At 69.3% G+C, this 25,256-nt stretch carries 27 protein-coding genes; 9 read left to right on the top strand and 18 right to left on the bottom strand.

Features of this window, described 5'->3' with window-relative positions; all coding sequences use genetic code 11:
* Positions 1-21 precede the first annotated feature (21 nt).
* The 3 genes from tyrS (at position 22) to ACI6GS_RS08785 (ending at position 2,282) form a co-directional block, all read left to right on the top strand.
* A complete protein-coding gene (tyrS, locus tag ACI6GS_RS08795) occupies positions 22-1,272 on the top strand; it encodes a tyrosine--tRNA ligase (protein WP_439817415.1) in 1,251 nt (416 codons plus the stop codon).
* A gap of 209 nt (positions 1,273-1,481) precedes the next feature.
* Positions 1,482-1,844 (top strand): hypothetical protein, encoded by a 363-nt coding sequence (locus ACI6GS_RS08790; RefSeq protein WP_439817414.1) that lies wholly within the window; start codon positions 1,482-1,484, stop codon positions 1,842-1,844.
* A 99-nt stretch (positions 1,845-1,943) separates the two neighbouring features.
* Complete coding sequence (locus tag ACI6GS_RS08785) at positions 1,944-2,282, top strand: hypothetical protein (RefSeq protein WP_439817413.1); 339 nt, start codon at positions 1,944-1,946, stop codon at positions 2,280-2,282.
* A 93-nt stretch (positions 2,283-2,375) separates the two neighbouring features.
* Here ACI6GS_RS08785 and ACI6GS_RS08780 read toward each other — a convergent pair whose 3' ends face one another.
* Both ACI6GS_RS08780 and ACI6GS_RS08775 read right to left on the bottom strand, forming a co-directional pair.
* The gene (locus ACI6GS_RS08780; RefSeq protein ID WP_439817412.1) at positions 2,376-2,666 is read right to left on the bottom strand and encodes a putative quinol monooxygenase; all 291 of its coding nucleotides are present in this window, start codon (positions 2,664-2,666) and stop codon (positions 2,376-2,378) included.
* A 32-nt stretch (positions 2,667-2,698) separates the two neighbouring features.
* Positions 2,699-6,106, bottom strand: coding sequence for a YhdP family protein (locus ACI6GS_RS08775; protein ID WP_439817411.1), 3,408 nt, complete (start codon positions 6,104-6,106; stop codon positions 2,699-2,701).
* A 174-nt stretch (positions 6,107-6,280) separates the two neighbouring features.
* Here ACI6GS_RS08775 and ACI6GS_RS08770 point away from each other — a divergent pair, with 174 nt between their 5' ends.
* Together ACI6GS_RS08770 and ACI6GS_RS08765 are read left to right on the top strand one after the other, a co-directional pair.
* A complete protein-coding gene (locus tag ACI6GS_RS08770; RefSeq protein WP_439817410.1) occupies positions 6,281-9,151 on the top strand; it encodes a bifunctional [glutamine synthetase] adenylyltransferase/[glutamine synthetase]-adenylyl-L-tyrosine phosphorylase in 2,871 nt (956 codons plus the stop codon).
* 27 nt (positions 9,152-9,178) lie between these two features.
* A complete protein-coding gene (locus ACI6GS_RS08765; protein ID WP_439817409.1) occupies positions 9,179-9,646 on the top strand; it encodes a peroxiredoxin in 468 nt (155 codons plus the stop codon).
* Between the two features lie 8 nt (positions 9,647-9,654).
* Here the strand turns inward: ACI6GS_RS08765 and ACI6GS_RS08760 are convergent, their stop codons facing one another.
* From ACI6GS_RS08760 to ACI6GS_RS08745, 4 genes are all read right to left on the bottom strand, one after another.
* The gene (locus ACI6GS_RS08760; protein ID WP_439817408.1) at positions 9,655-10,287 is read right to left on the bottom strand and encodes a trimeric intracellular cation channel family protein; all 633 of its coding nucleotides are present in this window, start codon (positions 10,285-10,287) and stop codon (positions 9,655-9,657) included.
* A 62-nt stretch (positions 10,288-10,349) separates the two neighbouring features.
* Positions 10,350-11,207 carry a Ku protein gene (locus tag ACI6GS_RS08755; RefSeq protein WP_439817407.1) on the bottom strand — a complete coding sequence of 286 codons (858 nt, stop codon included), beginning with the start codon at positions 11,205-11,207 and terminating at the stop codon, positions 10,350-10,352.
* A complete protein-coding gene (locus ACI6GS_RS08750) occupies positions 11,182-11,502 on the bottom strand; it encodes a hypothetical protein (protein WP_439817406.1) in 321 nt (106 codons plus the stop codon). Before ACI6GS_RS08750 ends, ACI6GS_RS08755 begins: the two co-directional genes overlap by 26 nt.
* A 57-nt stretch (positions 11,503-11,559) precedes the next feature.
* On the bottom strand, positions 11,560-12,975 hold the full coding sequence (locus ACI6GS_RS08745; RefSeq protein WP_439817405.1) for an amidase: 1,416 nt from the start codon (positions 12,973-12,975) through the stop codon (positions 11,560-11,562).
* Positions 12,976-13,092: 117 nt separating this feature from the next.
* On the opposite strand from ACI6GS_RS08745, the gene ACI6GS_RS08740 reads away from it, so the two are divergent.
* Positions 13,093-14,331, top strand: a complete 1,239-nt coding sequence (locus ACI6GS_RS08740) for a M24 family metallopeptidase (protein ID WP_439817404.1) — start codon at positions 13,093-13,095, stop codon at positions 14,329-14,331.
* Positions 14,332-14,374: 43 nt separating this feature from the next.
* Here the strand turns inward: ACI6GS_RS08740 and ACI6GS_RS08735 are convergent, their stop codons facing one another.
* From ACI6GS_RS08735 to ACI6GS_RS08725, 3 genes are all read right to left on the bottom strand, one after another.
* Complete coding sequence (locus ACI6GS_RS08735) at positions 14,375-15,037, bottom strand: TerC family protein (RefSeq protein ID WP_439817403.1); 663 nt, start codon at positions 15,035-15,037, stop codon at positions 14,375-14,377.
* Positions 15,038-15,310: 273 nt separating this feature from the next.
* Positions 15,311-15,475 (bottom strand): hypothetical protein, encoded by a 165-nt coding sequence (locus ACI6GS_RS08730; protein ID WP_439817402.1) that lies wholly within the window; start codon positions 15,473-15,475, stop codon positions 15,311-15,313.
* Positions 15,472-16,500 carry an SPFH domain-containing protein gene (locus tag ACI6GS_RS08725; protein ID WP_439817401.1) on the bottom strand — a complete coding sequence of 343 codons (1,029 nt, stop codon included), beginning with the start codon at positions 16,498-16,500 and terminating at the stop codon, positions 15,472-15,474. Before ACI6GS_RS08725 ends, ACI6GS_RS08730 begins: the two co-directional genes overlap by 4 nt.
* A 240-nt stretch (positions 16,501-16,740) precedes the next feature.
* Here ACI6GS_RS08725 and ACI6GS_RS08720 point away from each other — a divergent pair, with 240 nt between their 5' ends.
* From ACI6GS_RS08720 to ACI6GS_RS08710, 3 genes are all read left to right on the top strand, one after another.
* The gene (locus tag ACI6GS_RS08720) at positions 16,741-16,983 is read left to right on the top strand and encodes a DUF1272 domain-containing protein (protein WP_439817400.1); all 243 of its coding nucleotides are present in this window, start codon (positions 16,741-16,743) and stop codon (positions 16,981-16,983) included.
* 109 nt (positions 16,984-17,092) lie between these two features.
* Positions 17,093-17,536 carry a DUF6152 family protein gene (locus ACI6GS_RS08715; RefSeq protein ID WP_439817399.1) on the top strand — a complete coding sequence of 148 codons (444 nt, stop codon included), beginning with the start codon at positions 17,093-17,095 and terminating at the stop codon, positions 17,534-17,536.
* Between the two features lie 15 nt (positions 17,537-17,551).
* Positions 17,552-18,022, top strand: a complete 471-nt coding sequence (locus ACI6GS_RS08710; RefSeq protein ID WP_439817398.1) for a hypothetical protein — start codon at positions 17,552-17,554, stop codon at positions 18,020-18,022.
* 7 nt (positions 18,023-18,029) lie between these two features.
* Here the strand turns inward: ACI6GS_RS08710 and ACI6GS_RS08705 are convergent, their stop codons facing one another.
* From ACI6GS_RS08705 to ACI6GS_RS08665, 9 genes are all read right to left on the bottom strand, one after another.
* A complete protein-coding gene (locus tag ACI6GS_RS08705; RefSeq protein ID WP_439817397.1) occupies positions 18,030-19,112 on the bottom strand; it encodes a DUF2336 domain-containing protein in 1,083 nt (360 codons plus the stop codon).
* 100 nt (positions 19,113-19,212) lie between these two features.
* On the bottom strand, positions 19,213-19,725 hold the full coding sequence (locus tag ACI6GS_RS08700) for a formaldehyde-activating enzyme (protein WP_439817396.1): 513 nt from the start codon (positions 19,723-19,725) through the stop codon (positions 19,213-19,215).
* Positions 19,726-19,982: 257 nt separating this feature from the next.
* Entirely contained in the window at positions 19,983-21,509 is a 1,527-nt protein-coding gene (locus ACI6GS_RS08695) for a carboxypeptidase M32 (protein WP_439817395.1), read from the bottom strand.
* Complete coding sequence (locus ACI6GS_RS08690) at positions 21,506-22,201, bottom strand: SURF1 family protein (RefSeq protein WP_439817394.1); 696 nt, start codon at positions 22,199-22,201, stop codon at positions 21,506-21,508. Before ACI6GS_RS08690 ends, ACI6GS_RS08695 begins: the two co-directional genes overlap by 4 nt.
* A gap of 34 nt (positions 22,202-22,235) precedes the next feature.
* Positions 22,236-22,595, bottom strand: coding sequence for a DUF983 domain-containing protein (locus ACI6GS_RS08685; protein ID WP_439817393.1), 360 nt, complete (start codon positions 22,593-22,595; stop codon positions 22,236-22,238).
* The gene (locus tag ACI6GS_RS08680) at positions 22,595-23,485 is read right to left on the bottom strand and encodes a cytochrome c oxidase subunit 3 (RefSeq protein ID WP_439817392.1); all 891 of its coding nucleotides are present in this window, start codon (positions 23,483-23,485) and stop codon (positions 22,595-22,597) included. Before ACI6GS_RS08680 ends, ACI6GS_RS08685 begins: the two co-directional genes overlap by 1 nt.
* 13 nt (positions 23,486-23,498) lie before the next feature.
* Positions 23,499-24,080: a cytochrome c oxidase assembly protein gene (locus ACI6GS_RS08675; protein ID WP_439817391.1), complete on the bottom strand. Its 582-nt coding sequence runs from the start codon at positions 24,078-24,080 to the stop codon at positions 23,499-23,501.
* On the bottom strand, positions 24,077-24,202 hold the full coding sequence (locus tag ACI6GS_RS08670; RefSeq protein ID WP_439817390.1) for a hypothetical protein: 126 nt from the start codon (positions 24,200-24,202) through the stop codon (positions 24,077-24,079). The genes ACI6GS_RS08675 and ACI6GS_RS08670 overlap by 4 nt, the downstream gene beginning before the upstream one ends.
* A 10-nt stretch (positions 24,203-24,212) precedes the next feature.
* Positions 24,213-25,139 (bottom strand): heme o synthase, encoded by a 927-nt coding sequence (locus ACI6GS_RS08665; RefSeq protein ID WP_439817389.1) that lies wholly within the window; start codon positions 25,137-25,139, stop codon positions 24,213-24,215.
* Between the last annotated feature and the right edge of the window lie 117 nt (positions 25,140-25,256).

Below are 25,256 nucleotides of genomic sequence, written 5' to 3'. Positions count from 1 at the left end.
GCATGCTACACGACCGTCCTCATGAGCGAGAACCGATCCCTGCTGCTGCGCCGTCTGGCGACCCGCGGCTACATCCACCAATGCACCGATCAGGAGGGGCTGGACGCCCTGGCGACCGAAGGCCCCGTCACCGCCTATGTCGGCTATGACTGCACGGGGCCCAGCCTGCATATCGGCCACCTTGTCTCGATCATGATGCTGCGCACGTTGCAGCAGACGGGGCACAAGCCGATCGTCCTGATGGGCGGCGGCACCACGCGGATCGGCGACCCGTCCGGCAAGGACGAGCAGCGGCAGTTCCTGACGGACGAGACGATCGCCGCCAACATGGCCTCGATCCGGCAGGTGTTCTCCCGCTTCATCACCTTTGGCGACGGCCCGACCGACGCCGTGATGGTGAACAATGCCGACTGGCTGGATGGCCTGGACTATATCGGCTTCCTGCGCGACTACGGCCGCCACTTCTCGGTCAACCGCATGCTGTCGATGGACAGCGTGCGCCTGCGCCTGGAACGCGAGCAGCCGCTGAGCTTCCTGGAATTCAACTACATGGTGCTGCAGTCCTACGACTTCGTGGAACTGAGCCGCCGCCTGAACGTGCGCCTGCAGATGGGCGGCAGCGACCAGTGGGGGAACATCGTGCAGGGGGTCGAGCTGGGCCGCCGCGCCGGGGCCGTGCCGCTGTTCGGCCTGACCACCCCGCTGATCACCACGGCCAGCGGCGCCAAGATGGGTAAGACGGCCAAGGGCGCGGTCTGGCTCAACGACGACATGCTGCCGGCCTATGACTACTGGCAGTTCTGGCGCAATACCGAGGATGCGGACGTGGGCCGCTTCCTGCGCCTGTTCACGGACGTGGACGATGGGGAGATCGCCCGGCTGGAGACGCTCCAGGGGGCCGAACTGAACGACGCCAAGAAGATCCTGGCGACGGAGGCGACACGCCTGTGCCGGGGGGCGGACGCCGCCGCCAGCGCCGCCGAGACGGCGCGCGCCACGTTCGAGGCTGGCAGCCTGGGCGCCGACCTGCCCACGGTCGAGCTGCCGCGTGCCACGTTCGAGGCGGGCGTCAGCATCGTCGACCTGCTGGTCCAGGCGGGCCTTGCCACCTCGCGCGGGGAGGCGAAGCGCCTCGTCGCGGGCGGGGGCGCGCGCCTGAACGACGCGGCGATTTCCGACGAGCAGCAGCGCGTCGATCTGGGCAGCCTCGCCTCTGGTCCGCTGAAACTGTCGGCCGGCAAGAAGCGCCACGCCCTGGTCAAGGCCGTCTGACCCGATCAAGTCGTTCATAGGCAATACCGTATTCCCGGTCGGCACAGCCGGCCGGGAATACGCTGGGTGCGTGCCCGTCCAAGCCAGTTCCAGCCGGTTTGCCGATAATTCGCGACAAGGTTGAAGCCAGTCCTAAAATCTCTCACTCGAAACCATTTCATAAGGTTTTGAGTCGAACCTATCTCTCGGCAAGGACGGGAGTACAAGGGATGGACTGGCACCAGACGACGATCACGGGCGGGCCGATGCTTCAGATGGAGCACATGGTCCAGGGCCTGGCCCGGCGCTTCGACAGCGTGCACCGGACGCATGGCAGGCCACCGCTGGCCTTCATCCTGCGCGTGTGGGCCGTGGGGGAAATCACCCTGTACTGCACGCCGGACGCCGTGGCCCTGTGCCGCGAAATCCCTGAAATGCCGTCGCTTTCACCCTGTTCGGCGCCCTATCCGGAGGATGCGCTCTTCCTGGCCGGCAGCCTGCTGGCACGCCAGGCCTGGGCGCAGGCCAGCCAGCGCCCACCCCGCCCCTTCGCGCCGGACCTGCACGCATGTTTTGCCGCAGCCGCCGTCTGACGGGGCGCAGAGGAAACGTTAACGCTCCGCCGCCACTCTGGCGGTGACGGCAGGCTGGTTGGCATCGGATACGAAGGATTCGGGATGATGTGGCACCGCGTGAGCATCCGGGGGGGTTCCGCGACGGAACGCGAAGGACGCGCCCGCGCCCATGCCCAGCAGTTCTGGGCAGCCCTCCAGGCACTTGAGGGACCGGACGACGCCTTCATGGTGCAGCACTGGTCCCCCCTCGACATGGACCTGTACTTCTCGCCCGCGGCCATCGCCATGGGCCATGGCCTGTTCGAGTGTGCCGGTGCGGTCCCCTGCGCCGCCCCCGATCCGGCCGAAACCTGGTTCTATGCAGGAAGCGAGGGTGCCGCCCGCGCCTGGACCACCGGCACGGCCGACGGCTGCCTGTCGATCCGCCGCCCGGCCGAACTCCACCTGGGGGCCTGAAGCCGGAAGCCCGACCTCCCCAGTGACGTCCGACGCCCCGCCCCGCCAAACGGGGCTGAGGCGCCGACAGCCAGGCTCAGTCGTCAGCCGGAATCAGGCGACTTCGACGTAGCGCTTCACGTCCGGGGCGCCGGCCAGGAACGCCCCCATCTTGGCGCCCAGTTCCTTGAAATGCGGGGCCGCGCGATGTGCCTTGATCGCGTCGTCGTCCTTGTAGCGCTCGATAAAGACATAGGTCTCGGCATCGTCGCCCTTGTGCAGGGCATAGAGCAAGTTGCCCGGCTCGTCCGCCGTCACCTTGGCGATCAGCGCCTTGGCCACTGCCTCGAACTCGGCATTCGTCCCCGGCTTGATCTTCAGGGTCGCGATCACACCAATCGTCATGGGTCCTCCCTTCGTGTTGCGTCCCGTGCCGGTCAGGGCACGGCGGCGGGTGCCGGCCCGCTGGCTGCGGCGCCGGACCCGTCAAGAACTCCCATGATGTCCCGCAGAAATCCAGGCGTCAGTGCCGAGAGCGGATTGACGCCCAGGGACAGGTTGTCGATCGGACCCACCATCGAATAGTTGAAGGCGATCAACCCGGCGCCGCCACCGCCGCCCAGCAGCGGGCCAAGGAGCGGGATGTCGGCGACCGCGCTGTTGAAGTAGTAGGACGGCACGATCGCCCCGGCGAGCGACATCGTGTCCTGCTGCCGGTCGACCGTGCCCGCGATGGTCAGGCCCAGCGATTCGCCGAACGCCCGGGCATCGGTCACGCGATAGATCGAGCCGGTCTGGGTGAAGGGCACGACCAGGCGGGTAAAGGCGATGCCCTCTCCCCCCAGGGCGGCGGCGATGCCGGTCAGCGAGCCCAGGGTCAGCAGCCGCGCCAGGATGGGGGCGTCCACGATCTTGAAATTGTCGATGACGATGCGCCCGACGCCCGGCCGCATGGGGGCCCTGTCGTCGGTCTGCAGGCTCAACTCGAAGCGTCCGCCCTTGGCCTGGTCGGTCACCCCCACCAGCGCCAGCATCGCGCCGCCGTCGTCGCTGGTCAGGCGGAACAGCCGGCCATTGCCGCGCGGACCGACGCGGATCTGCAGCGCGCCGGTCGTCGTGCGCGCGTCGACCGCAGCCGATTGCCAGCGCCCCATGCCGTGGTCGGCGATCCCGGTGATGTTGGACAGGGTGCGCCCGTCCTCCAGCAGCGCCTTGTCGATGCGCAAGCCCAGGCGGAAATCGGGCAGGCCGTCGTCCGCGCTGTCCTCGCTGCGGTCGTCCTTCAGTTCCGCGATCAGGCGGCGCAGGTCGATGCTTGCGGCCCGGGCCTCGATCGACCAGCCGCCGTCGGCCCCGACATTGAGATAGAACGCGCCATCCGTCTCGCCGGCATGCAGGCGGTCGATCGCCAAGCGGGAGAGCGACCCGTCGGCCCCGATACTGACCCGCGCATCCATCGTCAGGCCCTCGGCCTCCAGCCGGACCCGCGTGAACTCGACGCTGCCGCCGGGCTTGGGCTCCGCCGTGAAGTCGACCCCGGCGGGCCTGCCCCGGGGCTTGGTCCAGTCGACGACCTGGGGCGCCAATTCGGTCGGCGTCAGGTCGGCCTTGCCGGTGATGCGGCGGATGTCGGGACCCCGCCCCACCAGGGCCAGGTCGAAGTCGACGTCGCCGGCGATCCCGGTCAGGTTGGGCGCCAGGTCCAGCCCGAATAGGGCGCGGTCGCGCGCGTCCAGGCGGAAGCGGGCCGTGATGCTGGACGTGGGCGCGCCTGGGTCGGCCTCGAAATCCTCGTCCCAGGTCATGCGCATGGGCACGCCGCCCAGCCGCACGTCACCCTTGGCCACGGCCCGGACGCGGTTCACTTCCAGCGCCACCTCGCCATCGCTCAGCGCATGACCCGCCACGATGTCGGGCAGGCCGAAGCCGCTAAGCTGCGCCTTCACCTCCAGGTCGACGGACTCGATGGGCAGGTCCTCGATCAGCGGCATCTGGAAGCGCACGCGGGTGCGTTGGGTGCCCGCGACTTCGGTCGGCTGGATCCCGAACCGATCGGCATAGGCCAGGCGCGGCTGGTTGATCAGCGCCATCGCCGTGGCCGTCTGTCCCGTCAGTTCGGCGCGGAAGTCGCCCTGCTGGCCCTCGCTGTCAAAGCCGGTCAGCACGATCTGGCCCCCGACCAGGTCAAGGCGACCGGAGTCGGGGACGTCGATATGGCCTTTGTCCACCTGGACCGTCATGCCGGCGGCGTTCAGTTCGGCCGAGCCGTCAAGGCCGACGCCCGGCGGCATCCCCTCCATGTAGCGCGCGGTCAGGTTGGCAATGCCCGCCTGCACCTGCACCGCGTCCGCCGGCACCGCATCGTCGTGCAGGAAGCCGGAGGGCAGGCGCAGCGTGGCGGTGACACTGGTCAGGCCGCCCACCGTGATGTTCTCCGCGATCCAGCCGCGTCCCCCCTCGCTCACCCCTTGCGGCCACAGCTTCAGCAGCGTCGACACCGGCAGGGCGCCGCCCTTCAGGTCCGCCTCCAGGCTCAGGCCGCGCGGACCGGGCACGGCCCGCGCAGTCCCGTCCAGGACGAAGCCACCAACGGTCAGGGCGATGCGCGGCACGGTCCAGACGCCGTCGCGAAACGTGGCGTCGATTGCCCCGCGGTCCAGCTTCAGCGTCGTCTCTGGCTGCCCTGGTGCAGGAACGTTGCCTGGTTCGGCTTTCAGGGCGACGTCCGCCGCGACCAGTTCGGCACCCTGGACGGTGAAGCTCGCCTCCCCCGACAGGGCCGCCGTCACCGTTCCCAGGCCTGCCAGGGTGGGCGCCAGATCGGCGAAGCGGTCCGGCACCAGGGCCTGGACCGACGCGCGGCCGGTGCCGCTGGCATCCAGGCCAGCCTGGCCGGAAATCGCCAGCTGCGCGCCACGCGCGCCCAGGGTCGCGTCGACCGCCAACCGGCTGCCGTCCCAGCCAAGAGTCAACGTGCCGCCATCGATCTCCAGGCCCAGCGGGTCCTCCGGCATGGCCTGCCGCACCGGGCCGGCGGCGATGACCAGGTCCAGCGCCGCTTCGGTCGTCACGGCCCCCGGGCCCAGCACCACCCGGCCGGTACCGCTTACCGGCACCTCGATCCCCGTGCCCTTGACCAGCAGCGGGTGCAGGGCCGCGAAGCGACCGGGGATCAGGTCGCTGAGCGCCAGGTCGAAGGCACCGCTGAAATCCGGCGCCAGGCTGCCATCCAGGCGGACGGTCGCGCCCTGCATCGTCGCCTCGACCTCAAGGTGCAACTGGTCGGCGTCGCGCGTCGCGGTCGTGGTGACGTCGGGCAGGACCCAGGTGCGACCGCTTTGCGCGTCGCGCAGCGTGACCTCGGCACCCACGACCTTGATCCGGTCCAGGCCACCCAGCAGGTCGTCGCCCGCCATCAGCGATGGCGCCTCGGCGCCGCCAGGTGCCGCATCGTCGGCAAGGCGCAGGCCGATCGCGCCGTCAACGCTGCGTTCCAGGACCAGGCGGGGCTGGTCGACATAGAGCGTCCGCGGCTCCAGCCGGGCCGCCAGCAGGTGCCCCGCGTCGAAGCCGATCGCCGCCTGGGGCAGCTGGACCACCGCACGGTCGCCGTCATGGACGTTAAGATTGCGCACAAGCAGGACGAAGTGCCCCTCGCGCCAGGCGACCAGGACTTCCGCCACGTCCACCTGAAGCGGCGCGGCCTCGCGGTTCAGCGCCTCAAGGATCTGCGGCTTGAACGCCTCAAGCGAGACCGGACCCGCCGCCACGCGCCAGGCAAGCCCCGCCGCGACGACGCAGATCAGCGCGAACAGGCCGCCAAGGACGCGTACGAGGAGTTTCAAGCAGCAACGGTCCCGGATCTGTGCCCATGCCCGACCGGCCCCCGGGCGTGCCACCGGAGCTTGACCCAGGCCCTGGACATTCACAGTGTTTCACGAAGCACGCCGATCCTTAAAGCACGGGCAGGACTTACGTTGCATCAAGCTTCTGACGTTTCAGATGAACACGCTTCTCATGTGCCACTGGCGCCGCCAGCAGCGTTCGACGCGGCTGCGGCGGCGCGCGGCCATGTCGACTTCGCCGAGGCGCTGGCCAGGGTCGGATCGGCTGCCAATCCTGCTGACAGCGCCATGGGTCGGGCCCTGCTGGACGGTGCCTTTGGCTGCAGCCCGTACCTGACCCAGCTGTGCCGGCTGGAGCCGCTGATCCCCGGCGCCGTCCTGGAGCGCGGCGCGGACGCGGTGGTGGCGGAGGCGATCGCGCTTGCAGCCAGCGGCGCGGCCGCCGGCAGCGAGGCCGACCTGATGCGCACGCTGCGCCTGGCCAAGCGGCGCATGGCGCTGGCCGTCGGCCTGGCCGACATAGGCGGCCTGTGGACGATGGACCAGGTGGTGCGGGCCCTGTCGCACCTGGCCGAGACGGCCATCGGCGCCGCGGTCGACTGGCTGCTGGCCGAGCGAGTCCGGCGCGGCGACCTGGCCGAGGCACGGGGCTATTTCGTCCTGGGCATGGGCAAGCTGGGTGCTGGCGAGCTCAACTATTCCAGCGATATCGACCTGATCGTGCTGTTCGATCCCCAGGTCATGCGGTGGACCGGCCGGACCGAGCAGCAGGAGGGCCTGGTGCGGATGACCCGCACCCTGGTCAAGGTCCTGCAGGACCGCACCGGCGACGGCTACGTCTTCCGCACCGACCTGCGCCTGCGACCCGACCCGTCGGCCACCCCCATCGCCATGTCGGCCGATGCAGCCGAACTCTACTACCAGTCCATGGGCCGCAACTGGGAGCGCGCGGCCATGATCAAGGCCCGACCGGTGGCCGGCGACATCGAGGCGGGCCGCGGCTTCCTGGAGCGGATCGGCCCCTTTGTCTGGCGCCGGCACCTGGACTTTGTCGCGGTGCGCGACATCCGCTCGATGAAGCAGCTCATCCACCAGCACCATGGCCTGCAGCGGCCGACGGTACGCGGCGGCGATGTGAAGCTGGGCCCCGGGGGCATCCGCGACATCGAGTTCCTGGTCCAGACCCAACAGCTCGTCTCCGGCGGACGCAACCCGGCGTTCCGCGAGCCGACGACGCTGGGCATGCTGGCGACCCTGGGCCGCAGCGGCCTGCTGACGCCGGACGTGGCGGAGCGCCTGGCCGCCTGCTACCGCCTGCTGCGCACCGTCGAGCACCGGCTGCAGATGATCGCGGACGAACAGACCCATGCGGTGCCCGACGAGGCGGAGGCGGAGGCGCGGGTCGCCTGCTTCCTGGGCTATCCCGACACCGCCGCGTTCGAGGCGGCGCTGCTGGCCGCGCTGACCTTCGTCGATGGCCAGATCAGCGTGCTGTTCCCCGACATGGACGACGGTCCCGCAGCGGCGGCAACGCCCGAGGCGGACCAGTTGCTGGCGCTGGGCTTCAAGGAACCGGCGCGGGTGCTGGAACGCCTGGGCGCCTGGCGGGCTGGCCGCCACCGCTCCCTCCAGACCGAGCGCGCGCGCATGATCCTGGAACGGCTGACGCCGCGCCTGGTCCAGGCGCTGGCGCGCAGCGCCGATCCCGACGCGGCACTCGTGCGCTTCGACTCCCTCCTGGCGGGCTTGCCGGCGGGGGTGTCGCTGCTGTCGCTGCTGGAAGCCAATCCCTGGCTGCTGGCCCTTCTGGTGGAAGTCATGGGATCCGCCCCCGCCCTGGCCGAGCAGCTGGGCCGCCGGCCGGCTTTGCTGGACGGGCTGATCGGGCAGGAATTCGGCGAGCGGCCCCCCGCGCGGCCGGCACTGGAGGCGGAACTGGCGGCCCGCCTGGCCTCGGCGCGGGGGGCGGTCGACATCGCGCTCGACCTGGCGCGCGTCTGGCTGAACGAGCGGCGCTTCCAGGTCGGCGTGCAGCTGCTGCACGGCGTGATCTCGACCGAGGTCGCCGGCGCTGCCCTGGCCGACCTGGCGGAGACCGTGATCGGCGGCCTGTTCCCGCTGGTGGAGGCCAATTTCGCCATCGCCCATGGCCGCGTTCCGGATGGCGGCCTGGCCTGCCTGGCCCTGGGCCGGCTGGGTAGCCGCGCGATGACGATGACGTCGGACCTAGACCTCATCTTCATCTACAGCGCCGGCGAGGACCCCTCGGACGGGGTCAAGCCCCTGCCCCCGCCGCTGTACTATGCGCGCCTGACGCAACGGCTTGTCACCTCGCTCTCCGCCCCCACGGGCGAGGGCCGGCTGTACGAGGTCGACATGCAGCTGCGCCCCTCGGGCTCCAAGGGTCCGCTGGCGGTCAGCCTGGGGGCCTTCGAGCGCTATCAGATGGAGGAGGCCTGGACCTGGGAGCACCTGGCCCTGGTCCGCGCACGGCCCGTCTATGGCCCCCCGGCCCTGCAGGACGCGATCGCCGCGGTGGTCCACGGTGCCCTGGCCCGCCCGCGCGCGGCCGAGGCAACCTTGGCCGAGGTCGCCGCCATGCGCCGGCGCATCGCCAAGGAGTTCAAGCCGCATTCGCGCTATGATCTGAAATACACGCCCGGCGGCCTGTTCGACTTCGAGTTCATCGCGCAGGGCCTGGTGCTGGCCCATGCCCAGGCGCATCCGGAGCTGATCTGCGCCGACATGGCCGTGATCCTGGAACGGGCGGGCGCTGCTGGCCTGCTGGAGGCGGGGGAGGCCGCGGACCTCGCCGCCGCGACACGGTTCCAGCGCGGCCTGCTGGCGCTGCTGCGCCTGACCTCGGGCGAGGGGTTCAGGCCGGACACGGCGCCGGCACCGCTGAAGCAGGCTTTGGCGCGCGGCCTGGCCCTGCCCGATTTCTCGACCCTGGACGCGACCCTGGCCGAGCACCAGGCGCGGGTGGCCGACGTATACGAGCGGCGGATCGCGGTCCATGCGCCGCCCGCCGAGCCCCAATCCTGAAGACCCGCCACAGCCGGAGACTACGCCATGGCCGAACCCGAGATCGGTAAACCCGCCCCTGCCTTTGCCCTGCCCGCTGCCGGCGGCGGGACCGCCGACCTGGCGGCACTGAAGGGACGCAAGGTCGTGCTGTACTTCTATCCCAAGGACGACACGCCCGGCTGCACGACCGAGGCGATCGACTTCACGGCAGCCAAGGCGGACTTCGAAAAAGCCGGCGCCGTCGTCGTCGGCTGCTCCAAGGACAGCGTCGCCAGCCACGAGAAGTTCGCGGCCAAGCACAAGCTGGACCTGGTCCTGGCCTCCGACGCCGAGGGGGCGGCCTGCGAGGCCTATGGCGTCTGGGTCGAGAAGATGAACTACGGCAAGAAGTACATGGGGATCGAGCGGGCGACCTTCCTGATCGCAGCCGACGGCACCCTGGCCCGCGCCTGGCGCAAGGTGAAGGTCAAGGGCCATGTCGCCGAGGTGCTGGAGGCGGCCCGGGCGGCCTGATCCTCGCCCTATAACCGGGGCAGGTGCCAGTCCAGGTTCCACGCCACCAGGCGGATGGCCAGGCAGGCTGCCCCGGCGACCAGGGCGGCGACGCGCGCATCGATGCGGGCAGCGCGCGCGACGACCACGATGACCGCCCCCGCAAAGGCGGCGCTGGCATAGATGTCGGTGTGCAGGATGCGCGGCACCTCGTTCAGGAGGATGTCGCGGGTCACACCGCCCCCGACGCCGCCCAGCGTGCCCAGGAACGTGGCCGGAAGCGGATGCACGCCATGATCCAGCGCCTTTTCCGTCCCGGCGACGGCGAACAGGGCCAAGCCGCCCGCATCCAGGGCCACGATGACCGCGGGCGGGACGGCGTGGGCGTAGGGCAGCGCCCACCAGACCACCAGGGACGCCGTCAGGGCGATGAGCGCATAGCGCCAATCGGCAATGGCCGCCGGCCGGAGGCCGATCAGCACGTCGCGCATCACGCCCCCGCCCAGCGACGTCACGAAGGCCAGGGCCAGGACGCCTACCGGGTCGAAATGGGCCGCGGCGGCCGCCAGGGCGCCCTCCAGGGCGAACACGGCCGTTCCGGCATAATCGCCGACACGCACGACCAGGGCGCCGGCCCTGGTGCCTGCCTTTCGCTCCGTCATGGCGCATAAGTCCCCTGGCCGTCGCGCAGTCTACGCGCGACCAGTGGGCGTCGTGCAACGGCTCAGCGCCTGGGCCTGGCCTTCTCGCCTTCCAGGCTCTTGCGCAGCGCGTCCATGATGTTGACGACGTTGCTGGGCGCCTCCTCTGCCTCGGCCTTGGCGGCCTTGCGCTTCGGCGCCGTCTTGCGGCTCTTCTGCGCGATCAGGGCCTTGAGCCCGGCCTGGACCGGGTCCTTGACCAGATCTGGGCTCCAGTCGCGACTGCGCTGCTTGATGAGGGTCGATACCAGCTTCACCGCGCCGGCATCGGCGCGCGCCTTGTCCAGGCCTTCGAAGGCCTCGTCGTCGGGTCGCACCTCGTCGCCATAGCGCAAGGTCCACAGCACGATGCCGTTGTCGCGCGGCTCCAGCATCACCGCGCGCTCGCGGCGATAGAGGACCAGGCGGGCAATGCCGACGCGATTGGTCGCCGCCATCGCCGCGCGGATCACGGCGAAGGCCTCCGCCCCCACCGAATCGCCCGGCATCAGGTAGTGCGGCCGGTCCAGCCAGACGGCGCCGATCGTGTCCGCGGGAACGAACGTCTCCACGTCGATCGTGCGCGTGCTCTCCAGCGCCACCCGGTCAAGCTCGTCATCGTCCAGCAGGATCAGTTTGTCGTCGGCATGCTGGTAGCCGCGCACGATGTCGTCCGCCTCGACCACCTTGCCGGTCTCGCCGTCGACCATGCGCGCCTCGATCCGGTTGCCCGTGGCGCGGTTCAGGGTGTGGAAGCGCACCTTGGCGCTTTCCGTCGTTGCCGGCTGCATCACGACCGGGCAGGTGACGAGCGAGAGCTTCAGGTAGCCCTTCCAGAACGCGTTGCGGGCGCCGGGGATCGCCCGGCCGCGCCGCTCAGTGGCTGGCGCGCGCTTCGGCATTGCGCTTGCGCGTTGCGGCGGCCTTCCTGGCGGAGGCGGAGCGTTCCGCGGCGGTGCGGCTGGCGGCCGCCTTGCCCCCGGCCTTTCCGCCCTTGTGCGCGGCGGGGTGGCCGGTTGCCTTGCCCCGGCCGGAACCGCCCGGCTGCTTGCCGCCGCCGTCATCCTTGTTGACGGTCGCCCAGGCGCGGGCTTCCGCCTCCTTCTTCGGCACGCCGCGCTCCTCGTAGCTTTCGGCGATGTGCTCCGCCTTGCGCTCCTGCTTGTCGGTGTATTTCGACTTGTCGCCGCGGGGCATGGTCGCCTCCTCGCTCGATTGGATGAGGCAAGAACGGGTGCGCGCGAAGCGGGTTCCTCAGGCGCTCCAGGCAAAGGGGGCAAGCGGCGCAGGCCCGCTGAGGCGCTCGTGCAGCGCGCCAATCTTCAGCACGCCCAGGTCGTCGAAGCGCCGCCCCACGATCTGCAGCCCGATGGGCAGGCCCGTGGGCCCCAGGCCGTTCGGCACCGACAAGGCCGGGCATTGCGGCGTCAGGTTGAAGGGGGAGGTGACGTCCAGACCGTCATAGCGCCCGTCCGCATCGACATCGCCATATTCGCGGTCGCCACCTTCGGCCAGCGGGGCGGTCTTGGCCATGGTCGGGCAGAGCAGGGCGTCGTAGCGCCCCAGGATAGCGGCCAGCTTCTCCCACAAGGCCGTGCGAACGAATTCCAGCCGCTTGTAGGCGACGGCCGAGATCTTGCGCCCGTCCTCGATCAGCTGTTTCACATTGGGGTCGAGCAGGTGGGCGCCGCGGTCATAGGCCTCGCCAAAGAACGCCGCCATGAAGACCCGCCAATAGTCCATCCAGATGTCGTTCGCGGCGACCCTCCAGCCCAGGTCGACCTCCTCCACCTCCGCCCCCGCCGCGCGGAACCGCTCCGCGGCGGCGCGGGTGGCGGCGGCCACTTCGGGCGCGATCACGTAGTAGCCAAGGTCGACCGAGAGGGCGAGGCGCAGCCCCTTGGCCGGCCGCTCCAGGCTGCCGTCATAGCCAAGCGTCGTCGGGATCGACTGGATGTCGCCATCGTCCGGCCCTTGCGTCGCCTCCACGAACAGGGCGGCATCGGCGCAGGAGCGGGCCAGCGGCCCGAAATGGGACAGGTTGTCGAACTGGCTGGGCAAAGCGGTGAAGGGGATGCGTCCCAGGCTTGGCTTCAGGCCGACGATCCCGCTGAACGAGGCGGGAATGCGGATCGAGCCGCCCATGTCCGACCCCTCCGCCAGGGGCACGGCGCAGGATGCGACCGCAGCGCCCGACCCGCCGGACGAGCCGCCGGGCGTGCGCTGCGTGTCCCACGGATTGCGCGTGACACCCCAGAGCGGGCTGTGCGTGAAGCTGGAATAGGCGAATTCGGGCGTCGTCGTCTTGCCCACCACGATGGCACCCTGGCCCTTGGCCTTGGTCACGATGACGGCGTCGTGGTCCGGGACATTGTGCTCGAACAGCTTCGAGCCCAGCGTCGTGCGCTGGCCCTTCGTGGGTGTCAGGTCCTTGAACGCCACGGGCACGCCGTGCAGCAGGCCCAACCTGTCACCGCGCGCGACGGCGGCATCGGCCGCCTCCGCCGCCTTCAGGGCCTCCTCGGGGAAGACGAAACAGAAGCAGTTGAGGGCGGGATTGACCGCCTCGATCCGGGCGAGCGAAGCCTTGACCGCCTCGACTGAGGACACTTTCCGGGCGGCGATCAGCGGGGCCAGTTCGCTCGCGGTCAGTCGGCAAAGGTCGTCCATGCCCAAGATTCGGCACTCCTTCAAGTGGGCTTCCAGAGATGTCAAAGTCACGACGCGACTGCGCCATGACAAAGCTGGCCACGAACCCTAGCCTAGCAGAAAGCGTTGAGGGACAAGATGGCCTATCGGGACGAAGTCTATTTCGAAAGCGATGTCGAGAACGAATCCCCCTTCACACAGGAGGAATACGATTCGCGGCTGACGGGCCTGCGCCGGCGCATGGCGGCGGCGGGGATCGACCTGCTCTACCTGATGGCGCCAGAGAGCATGTACTACCTGTCCGGCTACCAGAACGTCTGGTACCAGGCGCAATCGCCCCAGCAATGGCCCGCCGGCTCCGCCATTGCCATCCATGTCGACCATGATCACTTCATCCGCTTCGACAGCGAGCGGGAGGCGATCTGCGGCCGCATCTTCACCCGCTCCAGCGACGTCCGCTTCTTCCCGCGCACGGCGCTGCGCGGCAGCACGGGCTTCGTCATCGACGAGCTGCGTGCCGCGGGCTGGCTGACCGGCACGGTGGGCATGGAATTCTGGTCCTATCGCCCCAACCGCATGATCGGGGCCGAGCTTCAGGCAGCGTTCGAGGGTGCCGGCCGCCCCGTGGTCGACGGGACCGAACTGCTGCGCGACCAGCGCTGGGTGAAGTCGCCGGCCGAGGTGGATTGCCTGCGCGAGGCGGCGCGCATCGCCGATGTCGGCATGGCGGCGGCCCGCGCAGCGATGCGCCCCGGTGTGATGGAGCTTGAGATCTATGGCGAGATGATCCGCGCCATGGGTGCTGCGGGCGGCGAGCATCCGGGCAACGTCATGCCCGTCCTGTCGGGGCGCAAGACCAATGCGCTTCACGGCGTTGCCACGCGCCGCACGCTGAAGCCCGGCGAGATGGTGCTGGTCGACCTGTGCGGCGTCTTCAAGCGCTACCACGTCAACCTGGCGCGCAGCTTCGTCGTGGGGGAGCCATCGCCCGACCTGGCTGCGGCCGCGGCCAAGGTCTCGGCCTCGGTCGACGTCATCAAGGGCCTGCTGAAGCCGGGCCTCAATGTCGGTGAATTCAATCGCACGATGAAGGCCTGGTACGAGGACCAGGGCATCTGGGACGACAGGGGCTGGATTGGCGGTTACGAGATGGGCATTGCCTTCCCCCCGGACTGGGTCGGCAAGTTCATCTATGACCCGCTGTCCGAAACCAATGCCGACCGCTCGTTCGAAGCCGGTACCTGCGTCAACTACGAGAACCAGTTCTTCATGCCACGGCACCAGGGCCAGTATTTCGGCATCGACAGCTTCCTGTTCACGGCCGACGACGCGCGCATCCTCTCCGCCCACCCCAACGTGCTGACCGTCGTGGGGTAGCGAGGGGGGGAGAGGGCGGCCCGGGGCCGCCCTCCCGGCCGGATCAGGTGGCCGACTGGAGATGCGGCCAGACTTCGAGTGCACCGCGATAGATCATGTCGAGCGCCACATAGAGGATGACGGCCAGGCCGACATAGGCGATCCAGCGGTGCTTCTGCAGCAGGCGCGCGATGAAGGTCGCGGCGATGCCCATCAGCGCGATCGAGAGGCCCAGGCCGAACACCAGCACCCAGGGGTGCTCGCGCGCCGCCCCCGCCACGGCCAGGACATTGTCCAGGGACATGGTGATGTCGGCGACGACGATCTGCCAGGCGGCCTGGGCAAAGGTCTTGCGCGGGGCGGAACCGGCGACCGTGCCATCCTTGTTCAGGTCCTGGTCGGCCAGCGCCTCCTCGGCCACGTGGGCGTCGTGCTCGTGGCCGGAGCGCAGTTCGCGCCACATCTTCCAGCACACCCAGAGCAGCAGCACGCCACCGGCCAGGAGAAGCCCGACAATGGCCAGGAGCTGCGTGGTGATGCCGGCAAAGGCGATGCGCAGGATGGTCGCGGCGATGATGCCGATCAGGATCGCCTTGTTGCGCTGGTCGCGCGGCAGGCCGGCGGCCGCCAGGCCGATCACGATCGCATTGTCGCCCGCCAGGACCAGGTCGATCATCACGACCTGGGCCAGGGCCGCCAGCGCATCGGGTGTCAGGAAGTCGAACATGGACGCCTTTCCGAAGGAACGGGAAGGGGCAGCCCGCATCGACGCGTCCCCAGCAGGCCCGATGCGACGGGCTGATGCTGGTGGCTGCCGTTTCGAGCCACTCCGACAAATGTCCAGTCCGACATCACAAGGTCACCGACGAAACGTCGACGACCCTGCCAGAGGGGCCCGGTCCTGGCGCGCGGTGATCTAGCACCGCAGCGCAAAAATGCCAACACCCGCATGCGGTTCCGTGCGCGGGATGCAACACCCGGCGGCTGTTGCATCGGCACCTCAAGCCAGGAGCAACGTCCCGCCCACGGCCGCCACCAGGATGCCCAGGCCCAGGTAGAACTGGCGTCCGCTGCGCCGCCCCTCGTGCCGCAGATAGCCGGCCCCGCCAATGGCGAGCAGGACAAGGCCCACCACCAGCAGCAGGGGTGCTGCTGCGCGCATCATTGGCCGATCCCGAAGCCACCAGCCGGCACCCCCGTCGCGGGCACGCCGGCATTGCCGCCCAGGCTGAGCATGGGCACCGCCCCGCCGGGCAGCATGGTGCTGGGCAGGCGGCCGTCCCAGCGCTCGGCCTGGGTCAGCGCGATCAGGTTCGGATTGTCGCGCAGCGCGTCGCCCCGCGCCTTGATCGCCTCCGCCTCGGCCTGGCCGCGCAGGCGCACCGCCTCGGCGTCGGCCTGGGCCTGGGCCAGGCGGACCTTGGCCTGGGCCTCGGCATCGACGACCGCCTTCTGCGCCTCCACCCGGCGCAGTTCCAGTTCCTGCTGCGCCTTCTGCGTCAGGGCCTGGGCCTGCATCGCGTTCTCGATCGCCTGCTCATAGGCGGGCGAGAAGTCGACATTCTCCATCTGCACCGACTCGACCAGGAAACCGTGCGGCTCCACCGACTGGCGCACCGCCTCCTCGATCGCGACGCCCAGCTTGGCGCGGTCGGCGACGATGGTGCGGGCATCGTACTGGCCCATCACCTCCTTGACCCGGCGCATGACCGCCGGCCGGATGATGCGATCCTCTCCACCACGGCCCAGGCTGGAATAGACCGCCTCGACCTTCGACGGGTCCAGGCGATAGTTGACCGAGATGCGCAGCATCGCCTCCTGGATGTCGCGGGAATAGGTCGAGACCTGATCCTCGGTCAGCTTCTCGGTCCGCGTCGACATGATCACCACGCTGTCGATCATCGGGATCTGGAAGTGCAGGCCGGGCTCCGCCACGGCAATCACGCGACCGTTCCGCAACTGGACGCCCAGTTCGCCCTGGTCGACCGTGTAGTAGGTCGACGCCAGCGCAACCATCACGAAGATCGCGCCAATGATGCCCAGGATGACCGTGAACCGCATGCTGCGTCCCCCCTGCTTGATCTTGTCCGCCGCCGAGCCCCAGGCCGCCGTCAGGTCGGGTCCCTGCGGCTCCGCGGGCGGCGCCGGCTCCGCTCCGCCCCGTGCGGACGTGTTCCGCCGCTTGTTCATGTCCGGACTGTCTCCCGCTCGGTGGATCCGCGCGCCCTGCCCGCGCCGGGGCGCGGGGGGCGGTTGCGCGCATCCCGCAACAGAAGGCCGCGCGAAGGGCGGCCGGCGCAAGGGGCAACGTCACAATCCGTCGAACTCAGGGACCCGCCTACGGGCCCGCAGGCGCGGAATGCAGGCAGCGTGACCTTTGCGATGGGCCTGACCCGGGGGCAAACTGTCTCCCCGTTCCGGAGCACACCCATGCTTGCGCTGCGTCCCAATTGCGAATGCTGCGATCGCGACCTGCCCCCGCAGTCGCCCGACGCCCGCATCTGCACGTTCGAGTGCACGTTCTGCGCCGCCTGCGCGGAGCAGGTCCTGGGCGGCACCTGCCCCAATTGCGGCGGCAACCTAGTGCCCCGCCCGATCCGGCCCACGGCCCTGCTGGCCAGGCATCCACCGCAGGCGACGCGGGTGCATCGGGACAAGCCCTGCGCCCCCTGAGGTCGACTGCAGCAGGCGCGGACCGCGGGACTAGCCCAGGGGCGCGCGGCGTAGGACAGGCAATGGCAGGGACGGGAGCGGCCGAACGTCCCAACTTGCAGGAAGCGTCATGCCCGTGCACGTCCCCCCTCAAGGCACCCGTCCGTCTGCCCGGCTCCTGCCCGGCGGGATCCTGGCCGCACTCATGCCCCGGGTGCTGGCCGCATTCGTCCTGGCGGCCAGTCCCGTCGCCGCCGGTGCCGCCCTGGCCCACCATGGCTGGTCCTGGGCCGAATCCGAGAAGTCCGAGCTGCGCGGGACGATATTGGCCATTTCGATGGCACCGCCACATCCCGCGCTGCAGGTCCGGGCAGAGGACGGCACCGTCTGGCAGGTCGACCTGGGCAATCCCCGGCAGACGGAGCGCTCCGGCTTCCGCGGCGATACGGCCCGTCCGGGTGACGCCATCCTGGTCCTTGGCAATCGCAGTCGGGAACCGGGCAAGCCGCACATGAAGGCTGTCCGCATCACCCTGGACGGGCAGAACTACGACCTCTATCCCGAGCGGCTCTAGCACGGCCTGTCTTGCATGAGTTGGGTCGAGGGGCTGGCCGCGTGGCCGGGAGCCGTGCTGCTGCGGGAATCGGGCACCGCCTACCTGCTGGTCAGCGCCGCGCACATCCTGGGCATTGCACTTCTGGTCGGCGCGGTCGTGCCGCTGGACCTGCGCCTGGCGGGATTGTGGGGCCGGGTGCCGTTGCCCGTGCTGGCGCCCTTCCTGGCCCGGTGCGCGGCCCTTGGCCTGGGCCTGGCGGCACTCACCGGGGCCTGGCTGTTCAGCGTCAATCCCAAGGCCTACATCGCCAATCCCGCATTCCTGTGGAAACTGGGTCTGATCGCCTTCGCCGTCGCGAATGCAGGGCTGCAGCACGGCGGGTCCGCCTGGCGCGCCATGCTGGCGGGGGCAAGTCCGGGGCTTGGCGTACGGGTGCGCGCCGGCGCGTCCGCCCTGGCCTGGCTTGCGGTGCTTGTCGCCGGGCGCTGGATCGGCTTCCTGTAGCGGCTGCTCAGTGCAGCGCTTCGGCCGGGTTGGCGTCCCAGAAGCGCATCAGGTTCATCGCCTGGTCGGGGCCGACGCTGTCGAAGAAGGCAAGGATGCGCGAGACGTCTTCCGGCCGCATCGTGGTGCCCAGGTTGGCATAGTTGATCAGCAAGGCCACGCTGGCGTACTGGCTGCGGTCCATGCCGATGCCGCGGCAGGCAATGCCCAACGCCTCCCCCGTTTCGTCCAGCACGACACGGCGCGCCGTCTCGATGCCAATGCCGGCCCGGGCCGCCAGCGCCGCCATGAACATCGCCATCCGCCCGGAACGGACAAAGCCGATCATGTCGGGAATGGCAACGCCGCGCAGCGTGCTGGCGGTGCGGGTCGCCTCCTCGGACTGGGCCGTGAGGGCACGATGGGTCGCCGTCTCCAGCGCCGCGTCGATCACCTTCGCGTCGACCGGGAAGCGCTGCATGATCTGGCGCCGCAGCAGCGACGAAACCCACCAGAACATGCGGTAGGCCTGCTCCGGCGGCAGGTCCTGCCGCATCAGCAGCGGCTTGCGCAGCGCCTCGTCCCGCTCGCTCTCGCGCACCAGGCCCGACAGACGGTCGCTGCCGATCGCGGCGCCCTGGTTCGAGAGCAGGGCCAGGACCACGTCCCGCTCGTTGCGCCCGATCAGGACGTCCGTCACCTCTTCCGACAGGGTGGGCCGCACGGCCATGGCCAGGCGATGCGCCCGGGTGGCCGTCGCCGCGATGTCGATCAGTTCGGGATCGTTGAGCAGCGGGCATCGTTCGAGCAGCGGCCGCGCGACCGTTATCTCGTCCCGGGCCAGGGCCGCGACGAGGCCCGGCGGCGCATCCGGACGCTCGGCCAGCGCACGCGACAGTTCGCGGCGCACCGAATAGGCGATCTCGTCCAGCAGCTTCAGCAGGATCTCGTCGATCAGCTCCCGCTCCCGGGAGTTGAGCGGTCGCGTCTGGTCGATCAGCAGCTTGGGCACGACCTCGACCAGGGCCTGGCGCGTATTCGCGTCGCGCCCCATGCGCTCCAGCGTCTCCAGCTTCAGGCCGCCCAGCGGAGTATCTTCCGATCCAACCATTTTTAGATAACTCCTACATAAATCGGAAGTAATTCCCACCTCTCTCTGTGTATTACTGCCGCCGAGATCAGATCATGTAAATGGTTAATTGTTCGCAAAATCATGGCGACACCGGCGGCACATAATAGTCGTTGAACGGACCCGCCGCGGCCTCGCTCAATGCCGCGTGGTCGAAGCCGGAGCGCAGCGCCCTGACGATCGATTCGCGCGCGGCGACCAGATGGTTTCGATAAAGAAGGTCGGCATCGTCGGCGCCGGGGTCGACCGCGACTGTCGCAATGCCCACCCAGCCTTCGGGTGCCATGGGCGGCAGGTGGCCCTGATTGATCGCCTCCTGCAGGCCGCGCGCGACGCCGATCTGGGCGGGGCCCATGACCATGCGGTGATAGGCGACATCCCGCATCTCGACCCGGCTGACGAACAGGGTCGGCGGCTTGCACGGAACCTGTGGCCGCAGGGTGGCGAGGACATTGCCGAAGCCCGGGCGCGGCCGGGCCAAGGCCAGGGCGAAGGCGAGGCCCACCGGACCGTCCTTGGTCCCCAGCATCAGGCTGACCAGGGCAGCGTTCACCCCTTCGCCTGTCTGCACCTCGCTGACGCGCATGGCGCTCATGAGCCCCGACCCTGCCGGGCGGGCACGCGACGGGACAACACGCAGGACGCGAAGCCCGCGCCCCGGTCCCTGTTTCCCATGCCGCGCACGTTCATTCCCGAGCGTTTCCCAATCCGATATGGGATGAGACTTCGCTTAAAGGATTAACGACTTGTTGACCTCACGGCCATGTTATTTGCGGATCCCGGTCAGCCGGATCCGACGCCAATCCCAGAAACGGCACGGGCGATGCGTGTCGCGACGATTTGCCTCAGGAATCAGGCGGTTGGCAGATACCGGCCGCGCAGATGGGCCAGGAATGCCGCCGTGCCCAGGGGGGCGCCCGTGGCCCGTGTCATGACCCCATCGGTCGAGTCCAGCGACCCAATGCCGTGGACGTGTTGGCGCAGCCAGCCGACCAGGGGCTGGAAATCGCCGCGGCCGATCGCATCCAGCAGGCCGGGCAGCGCCACGCGTGCCGCGCGGAACAGTTGCGCCGCCCCCAGAGCCCCCATGGTGTAGGTGGGGAAATAGCCGAACGAACCCGATGGCCAGTGGATATCCTGCATGCAGCCGTCGCGGTCGTCGGGCGGCACGATGCCCAACAGGTCGCGCATGCCCTCCCGCCAGGCCCCGGGCAGGTCGGGGATCTCCAGGCTGCCATCGATCATCGCCCGCTCCAGGCGGTAGCGCAGGATGACGTGCAGGGGATAGGTCACCTCGTCCGCATCCACGCGGATCAGGCCGGGCTGCACCTTTCGGTAGAGCCGAACCAGGTTGTCCGGCTGCAGCGTGCGATCGTCGGCACGGCCAAAGCCCTCCTGCGCCAGGCCCGCCAGCAGGCGCACGAACTCGGTGGAGCGGCAGGCCTGCATCTCCAGGATCAGGGACTGGCTCTCGTGCAGCGCCATGCCGCGCGCCTGGCCCACCGGCTGGTCGCGCCAGCGCAGCGGCAGGCCACGCTCGTACAGCGCGTGGCCCGTCTCGTGGATCGTCCCCATCAGGCTGCGCGTGAAGTCGCTGGTGGCATAGCGCGTGGTGATGCGCACGTCGTCCGGCACGCCGCCGGTGAAGGGGTGCAGGCTGACGTCCAGGCGCCCATGCTCCGCGTCGAAGCCCAGCAGGCCCAGGCACCGCCGGCCCAGCGCCGTCTGCGCCTCCACTGAAAACGGGCCTTCCGGAACCTCGGCCGCCGGTGCCGACGCCTGCGCGGCCATGATCCGGTCCAGCAAGTCGGGCAGTTCCGCCTCCAGTTCGGCGAAGAGGCCGTCGATCACGGCGGAGGAGCCGCCCGGCTCGTACTCGTCCAGCAGCGCGTCATAGCGGCTGGTGCCAAAAGCCTCCGCCTTGGCGGTTGCGGCCTGACGCACCAGGCCGAGCAGGTGGCCGAACGACGGCGCCAGGCTCTTGAAGTCGTCGGCCTGGCGTGCCGCGCGCCAGGTCATCTCGCAGGCATGGCCGGCATGGGACAGGGCCTCGACCAGATCGGCCGGGAGGGCGTTGGCATGGCGCCATTGCCGCCGCATCAGGCCCAGGTTGGCCGCGCACCAGGGGTCGTTGGGGGGCGCGGCCTCTGCCGCGTCGAGCAGGTCGCCGACCGCCGGATCGGTGATCAGCTCGTGCATGGTCAGCTTCAGGGCGGAAAGCTGGTTACCGCGTGCCTCCGCCCCGCCGGGCGGCATCATGACGGCGCTGTCCCAGTCCAGGATCGCGGCAGCACCGCCCAGGTGCGCAATGCGGCGGAAGCGCTGCTCCAGCCGGGCATAGGGATCGTTGGCCCGAGGGGGCAGCGCGCTGGCGTTCATTCGGGCTTCCGGCTGGCCAGGTAGAACATCACGACCAGGCCCAGCGCCAGGCCGTACCACGTGATCGCATACTGGGCATGGTCGTTGGGGATGCGAATCTTGGTCTGCCCGCCGACCGGCAGGCCGCCAGGGTTGGGCGACTTGTCCGCCTCGACAAAGACAGGGGCGACGGGCTGGCCGAAGGTCGCCTGCATCGTCGCGAGATCGCCGAAGAAGTAGAGGTTCCGGACAGGATCGGAATCGGGCACGAACCAGCCCTGCTGCCATGGCACCTGGACCAGGCCGGTGATCGTCACCGGCCCGCTCACCTGGCCCTCCGGCCGCAGCGAGGCGTCCTTCATCTCCTCCGGGACCCAGCCGCGGTTGACCAGGATCCACGAGCCGTCCGGTCGCTGCAGCGGCGTGATGACCTGCCACCCGGAATCGCCACCGATCGTGTGGGCGAAGAGGTGGAACTCCCGCGCATGGTCGAAGGTGCCGGTCACCTTGACCGGACGGAAGCGCAGGGCGGCGCCGTCGATCTGGGGATTGGGGGGCAGGTCGATGGGCGGCTGTGCCGTTGCCGCGGCGATCGCCTCCAGCAGCACGGCCTTCTGCTCGCCGCGATAGACCTGCCAGGTCCCGAGGCCAAGCAGGATCAGCAGGGCAAGCCCCGCGAACAGCGCGGGGACGAGGCGGGGACGGAAACGCATGCGCGGCGCCGGCAGGGGGGCCGGTCCTGCACCGTCAGTCGGGGCGACCATGATCGAATGCCTGATTGCGATGCTGAAGGATGACGAAGGCGGCCTTGACCGGCCGCAGCAGCCCGATGGACAGAAGGCTGACCAGGGGGACCAGGATCACGACATGGACCCACAGCGGCGGCTCGAACCGGAACTCCACCCACAGGGCGAAGCCAAGGACGAGGATGGAGACAAGGAACAAGACAAGGACCGCGGGGCCGTCTCCCGATTCCGCCCCGCGGTACTCAAGGCCACAGACCGGGCACTGTTCCCGGATCTCCAGAAGGCCCTTGAACAGCGGCCCCTGCCCGCAGTCCGGGCAGCGGCCGGTCAGGGCCGCCACCAGGACCGGCGGGCGGGTCATCAAAGACCCGGGATCGGATGGTCCGGCACCAGCACGGCCATCCGCGGCACCTCGCCCCAGACATAGATCATGGCGAACAGGATCAGCCAGACCACGTCGACGAAGTGCCAGTACCAGGCCGCCGCCTCGAACCCGAAATGACGGGTCGGCGTCAGCTGATCCTTGTAGGCGCGGACCAGGCAGACGGCCAGGAAGATGGTGCCGACCAGCACATGGAAGCCGTGGAAGCCGGTCGCCATGTAGAAGGTGCTGCCATAGATCTGGTTCGGATTGGTGCCGCCGAAGGTGAAGGCCGCATGGCTGTACTCATAGGCCTGAACCACGCTGAAGAACGCGCCCAGGATCACGGTCAGCCACAGCCCCTGGATCAGGCCCTTCTTGTCGCCGTGCATCACGGCGTGATGGGCCCAGGTCACGGTGGTGCCGGAGGTCAGCAGGATCACCGTGTTGAGCAGCGGCAGGTGCCAGGGATCGAACGTCTCGATCCCGACCGGCGGCCACTGCGTGCCCATGAACTGGCTGTGGTGGATGGCCGAGTGGATGTACGCCCAGAACCAGGCGACGAAGAACATCACCTCGGACATGATGAACAGGACCATGCCATAGCGCAGGCCCAGCTTCACGACCGGGGTATGGTCGCCGCGCACCACGGATTCGTGGATCACGTCCTTCCACCAGACCAGCATCGTGTAGAGCACGACCAGCAGGCCCAGCAGCATCAGCCAGGCCGCGCCCACGCCGGGGAAGCTGGGCAGGAAGGCCAGGAAGGACTCGGGGTGCATGAAATGGACGGCACCCACCATCAGGATCAGCGCCCCGATCGACCCCAGAAGGGGCCAGGGGCTGGGATCGACCAGATGGTAGTCGTGACCTCTTGCTGCGTTCGCCATCGTGTTGCCCCGCTCAGTTGACCGCCGCCGGCGACGCTGCCGCGGCCTTCTGGCCAGCCGCTTTCAGCGCCGGGTCGTCGGTGGCCCGGAAGAATGTGTAGCTCAAGGTGACGGTCGTCAGACCGTCCAGGTTCGGATCGTCGTTGATTGCCGGATCGATGAAGAAGCTGACCGGCATGTCGACGGACTGGTTGGCCTGCAGCGTCTGCTCGTCGAAGCAGAAGCAGGCGATCTTGGCAAAATAGGGCGAGGCCTTTTCCGGCACGACGTTGTAGGTCGCGCGACCCATCACCGGGCCATCGGTCAGGTTCTCGGCCTTGTAGAAGGCGAGGCGATCCTCGCCCACCGCGACCGTCATCGTCGCCTGCTCGGCATGGAAACGCCAGGGCAGGCCGGGATCGGTATTGGCGTCAAAGCGGACCGTGATCTTGCGGTCGCCCACGGCACCGGGGGCCAGGGCCGCGCGGACCGGCGTGCCGGCAAAGCCTGTCACCCGGCAGAACAGCTCGTAGAGCGGTACGCTGGCATAGGCGAGGCCCAGCATCAGGACCGGCACGGCGCCGACGATCAGGCCCAGGCGGGTATGACGGTTCATGGCGCGCTCCCGCTCATCTTGGCGATCGAGATCGCGAAGAACAGGACGACCAGGCCCACGAGGATGCCTGCCACCACATAGTTCCGCGTTCGCCGCTTGCGATGCATCTCGCTGACTGGCATCGCGCCGTCCTCAGCCCAGCGACCAGCCGCTGGTCGGCAGGCCCAGGGCGTATTCGGCCAGCAGGGTCGCGAACAGCGCGAACAGGTACAGGATCGAGAAGGCGAACATCTGCACCGCCTGGCGACGCGCGCCATCCCGCGCCAGGCGCAGCGCCAGCACGATGAACGCGGCACCCAGCACGCCAGCGACCGCACCATAGAGCGGCCCGGCAAAGCCCATCAGCGTCGGCGCCAGGGCAAGCGGCGAAACCAGCAGGGTATAGACCACGATCTGGCGCCGGGTGACGTCGTCGCCGGCGACGCAGGGCAGCATCGGGACGCCGGCCCGGGCGTATTCGTGGGCGCGCAGCAGGGCCAGCGCCCAGAAGTGCGGCGGCGTCCAGAAGAAGATGATGGCGAACAGCACGATCGGCTCGATCGACAGACTGCCGGTCACGGCGGCCCAGCCGATCATTGGGGGCAGCGCGCCGGCCGCCCCGCCAATGACGATGTTCTGCGGCGTCCGGCGCTTCAGCACCATGGTATAGACGCCGACATAGAAGACGATCGCCAGCGCCAGCAGCGCCGCGGCGACGTGGTTGGTGGCCAGGTCCATGACCACGACCGAGGCGACCGAAAGGGTGACGCCAAAGCCCAGCGCCTCGTCCCGCCCGACGCGGCCGGCGGGGATGGGTCGCGCCGCTGTGCGCTCCATGGCGGAATCGAGGTCCGACTCCCACCACATGTTGAGACAGCCGGCAGCGCCCGCGCCGACACCAATGCAGAGCAGGGCCGTGAGCGCCAGGATCGGATGCAGGGTGCCCGGCGCCATAACCAGGCCGACCAGGCCAGTGAAGACGACAAGCGTCATCACGCGCGGCTTCAGCAGCGCGAAATAATCGCCGACGGCCGCCTCATCGGCGGTGGCGGCCCCTGCGGCCATGCTCTGATCTACCATCACCAACCCTGCTTTACGCCTGTGGGCTCCACATCGGGAGCCCGACCGATACGACCGGTTCAGTGCTCACCCGCCGGGACGATGGCTGTCACCGTCCCGGCGGGGTTCCGATCGGGT

Source organism: Zavarzinia sp. CC-PAN008 (genome assembly GCF_051903925.1).
Lineage (GTDB): Bacteria > Pseudomonadota > Alphaproteobacteria > Zavarziniales > Zavarziniaceae.
The sequence above is the reverse complement of the archived record's forward strand: the minus strand, read 5'-3'. Positions and strand labels throughout refer to the sequence as shown.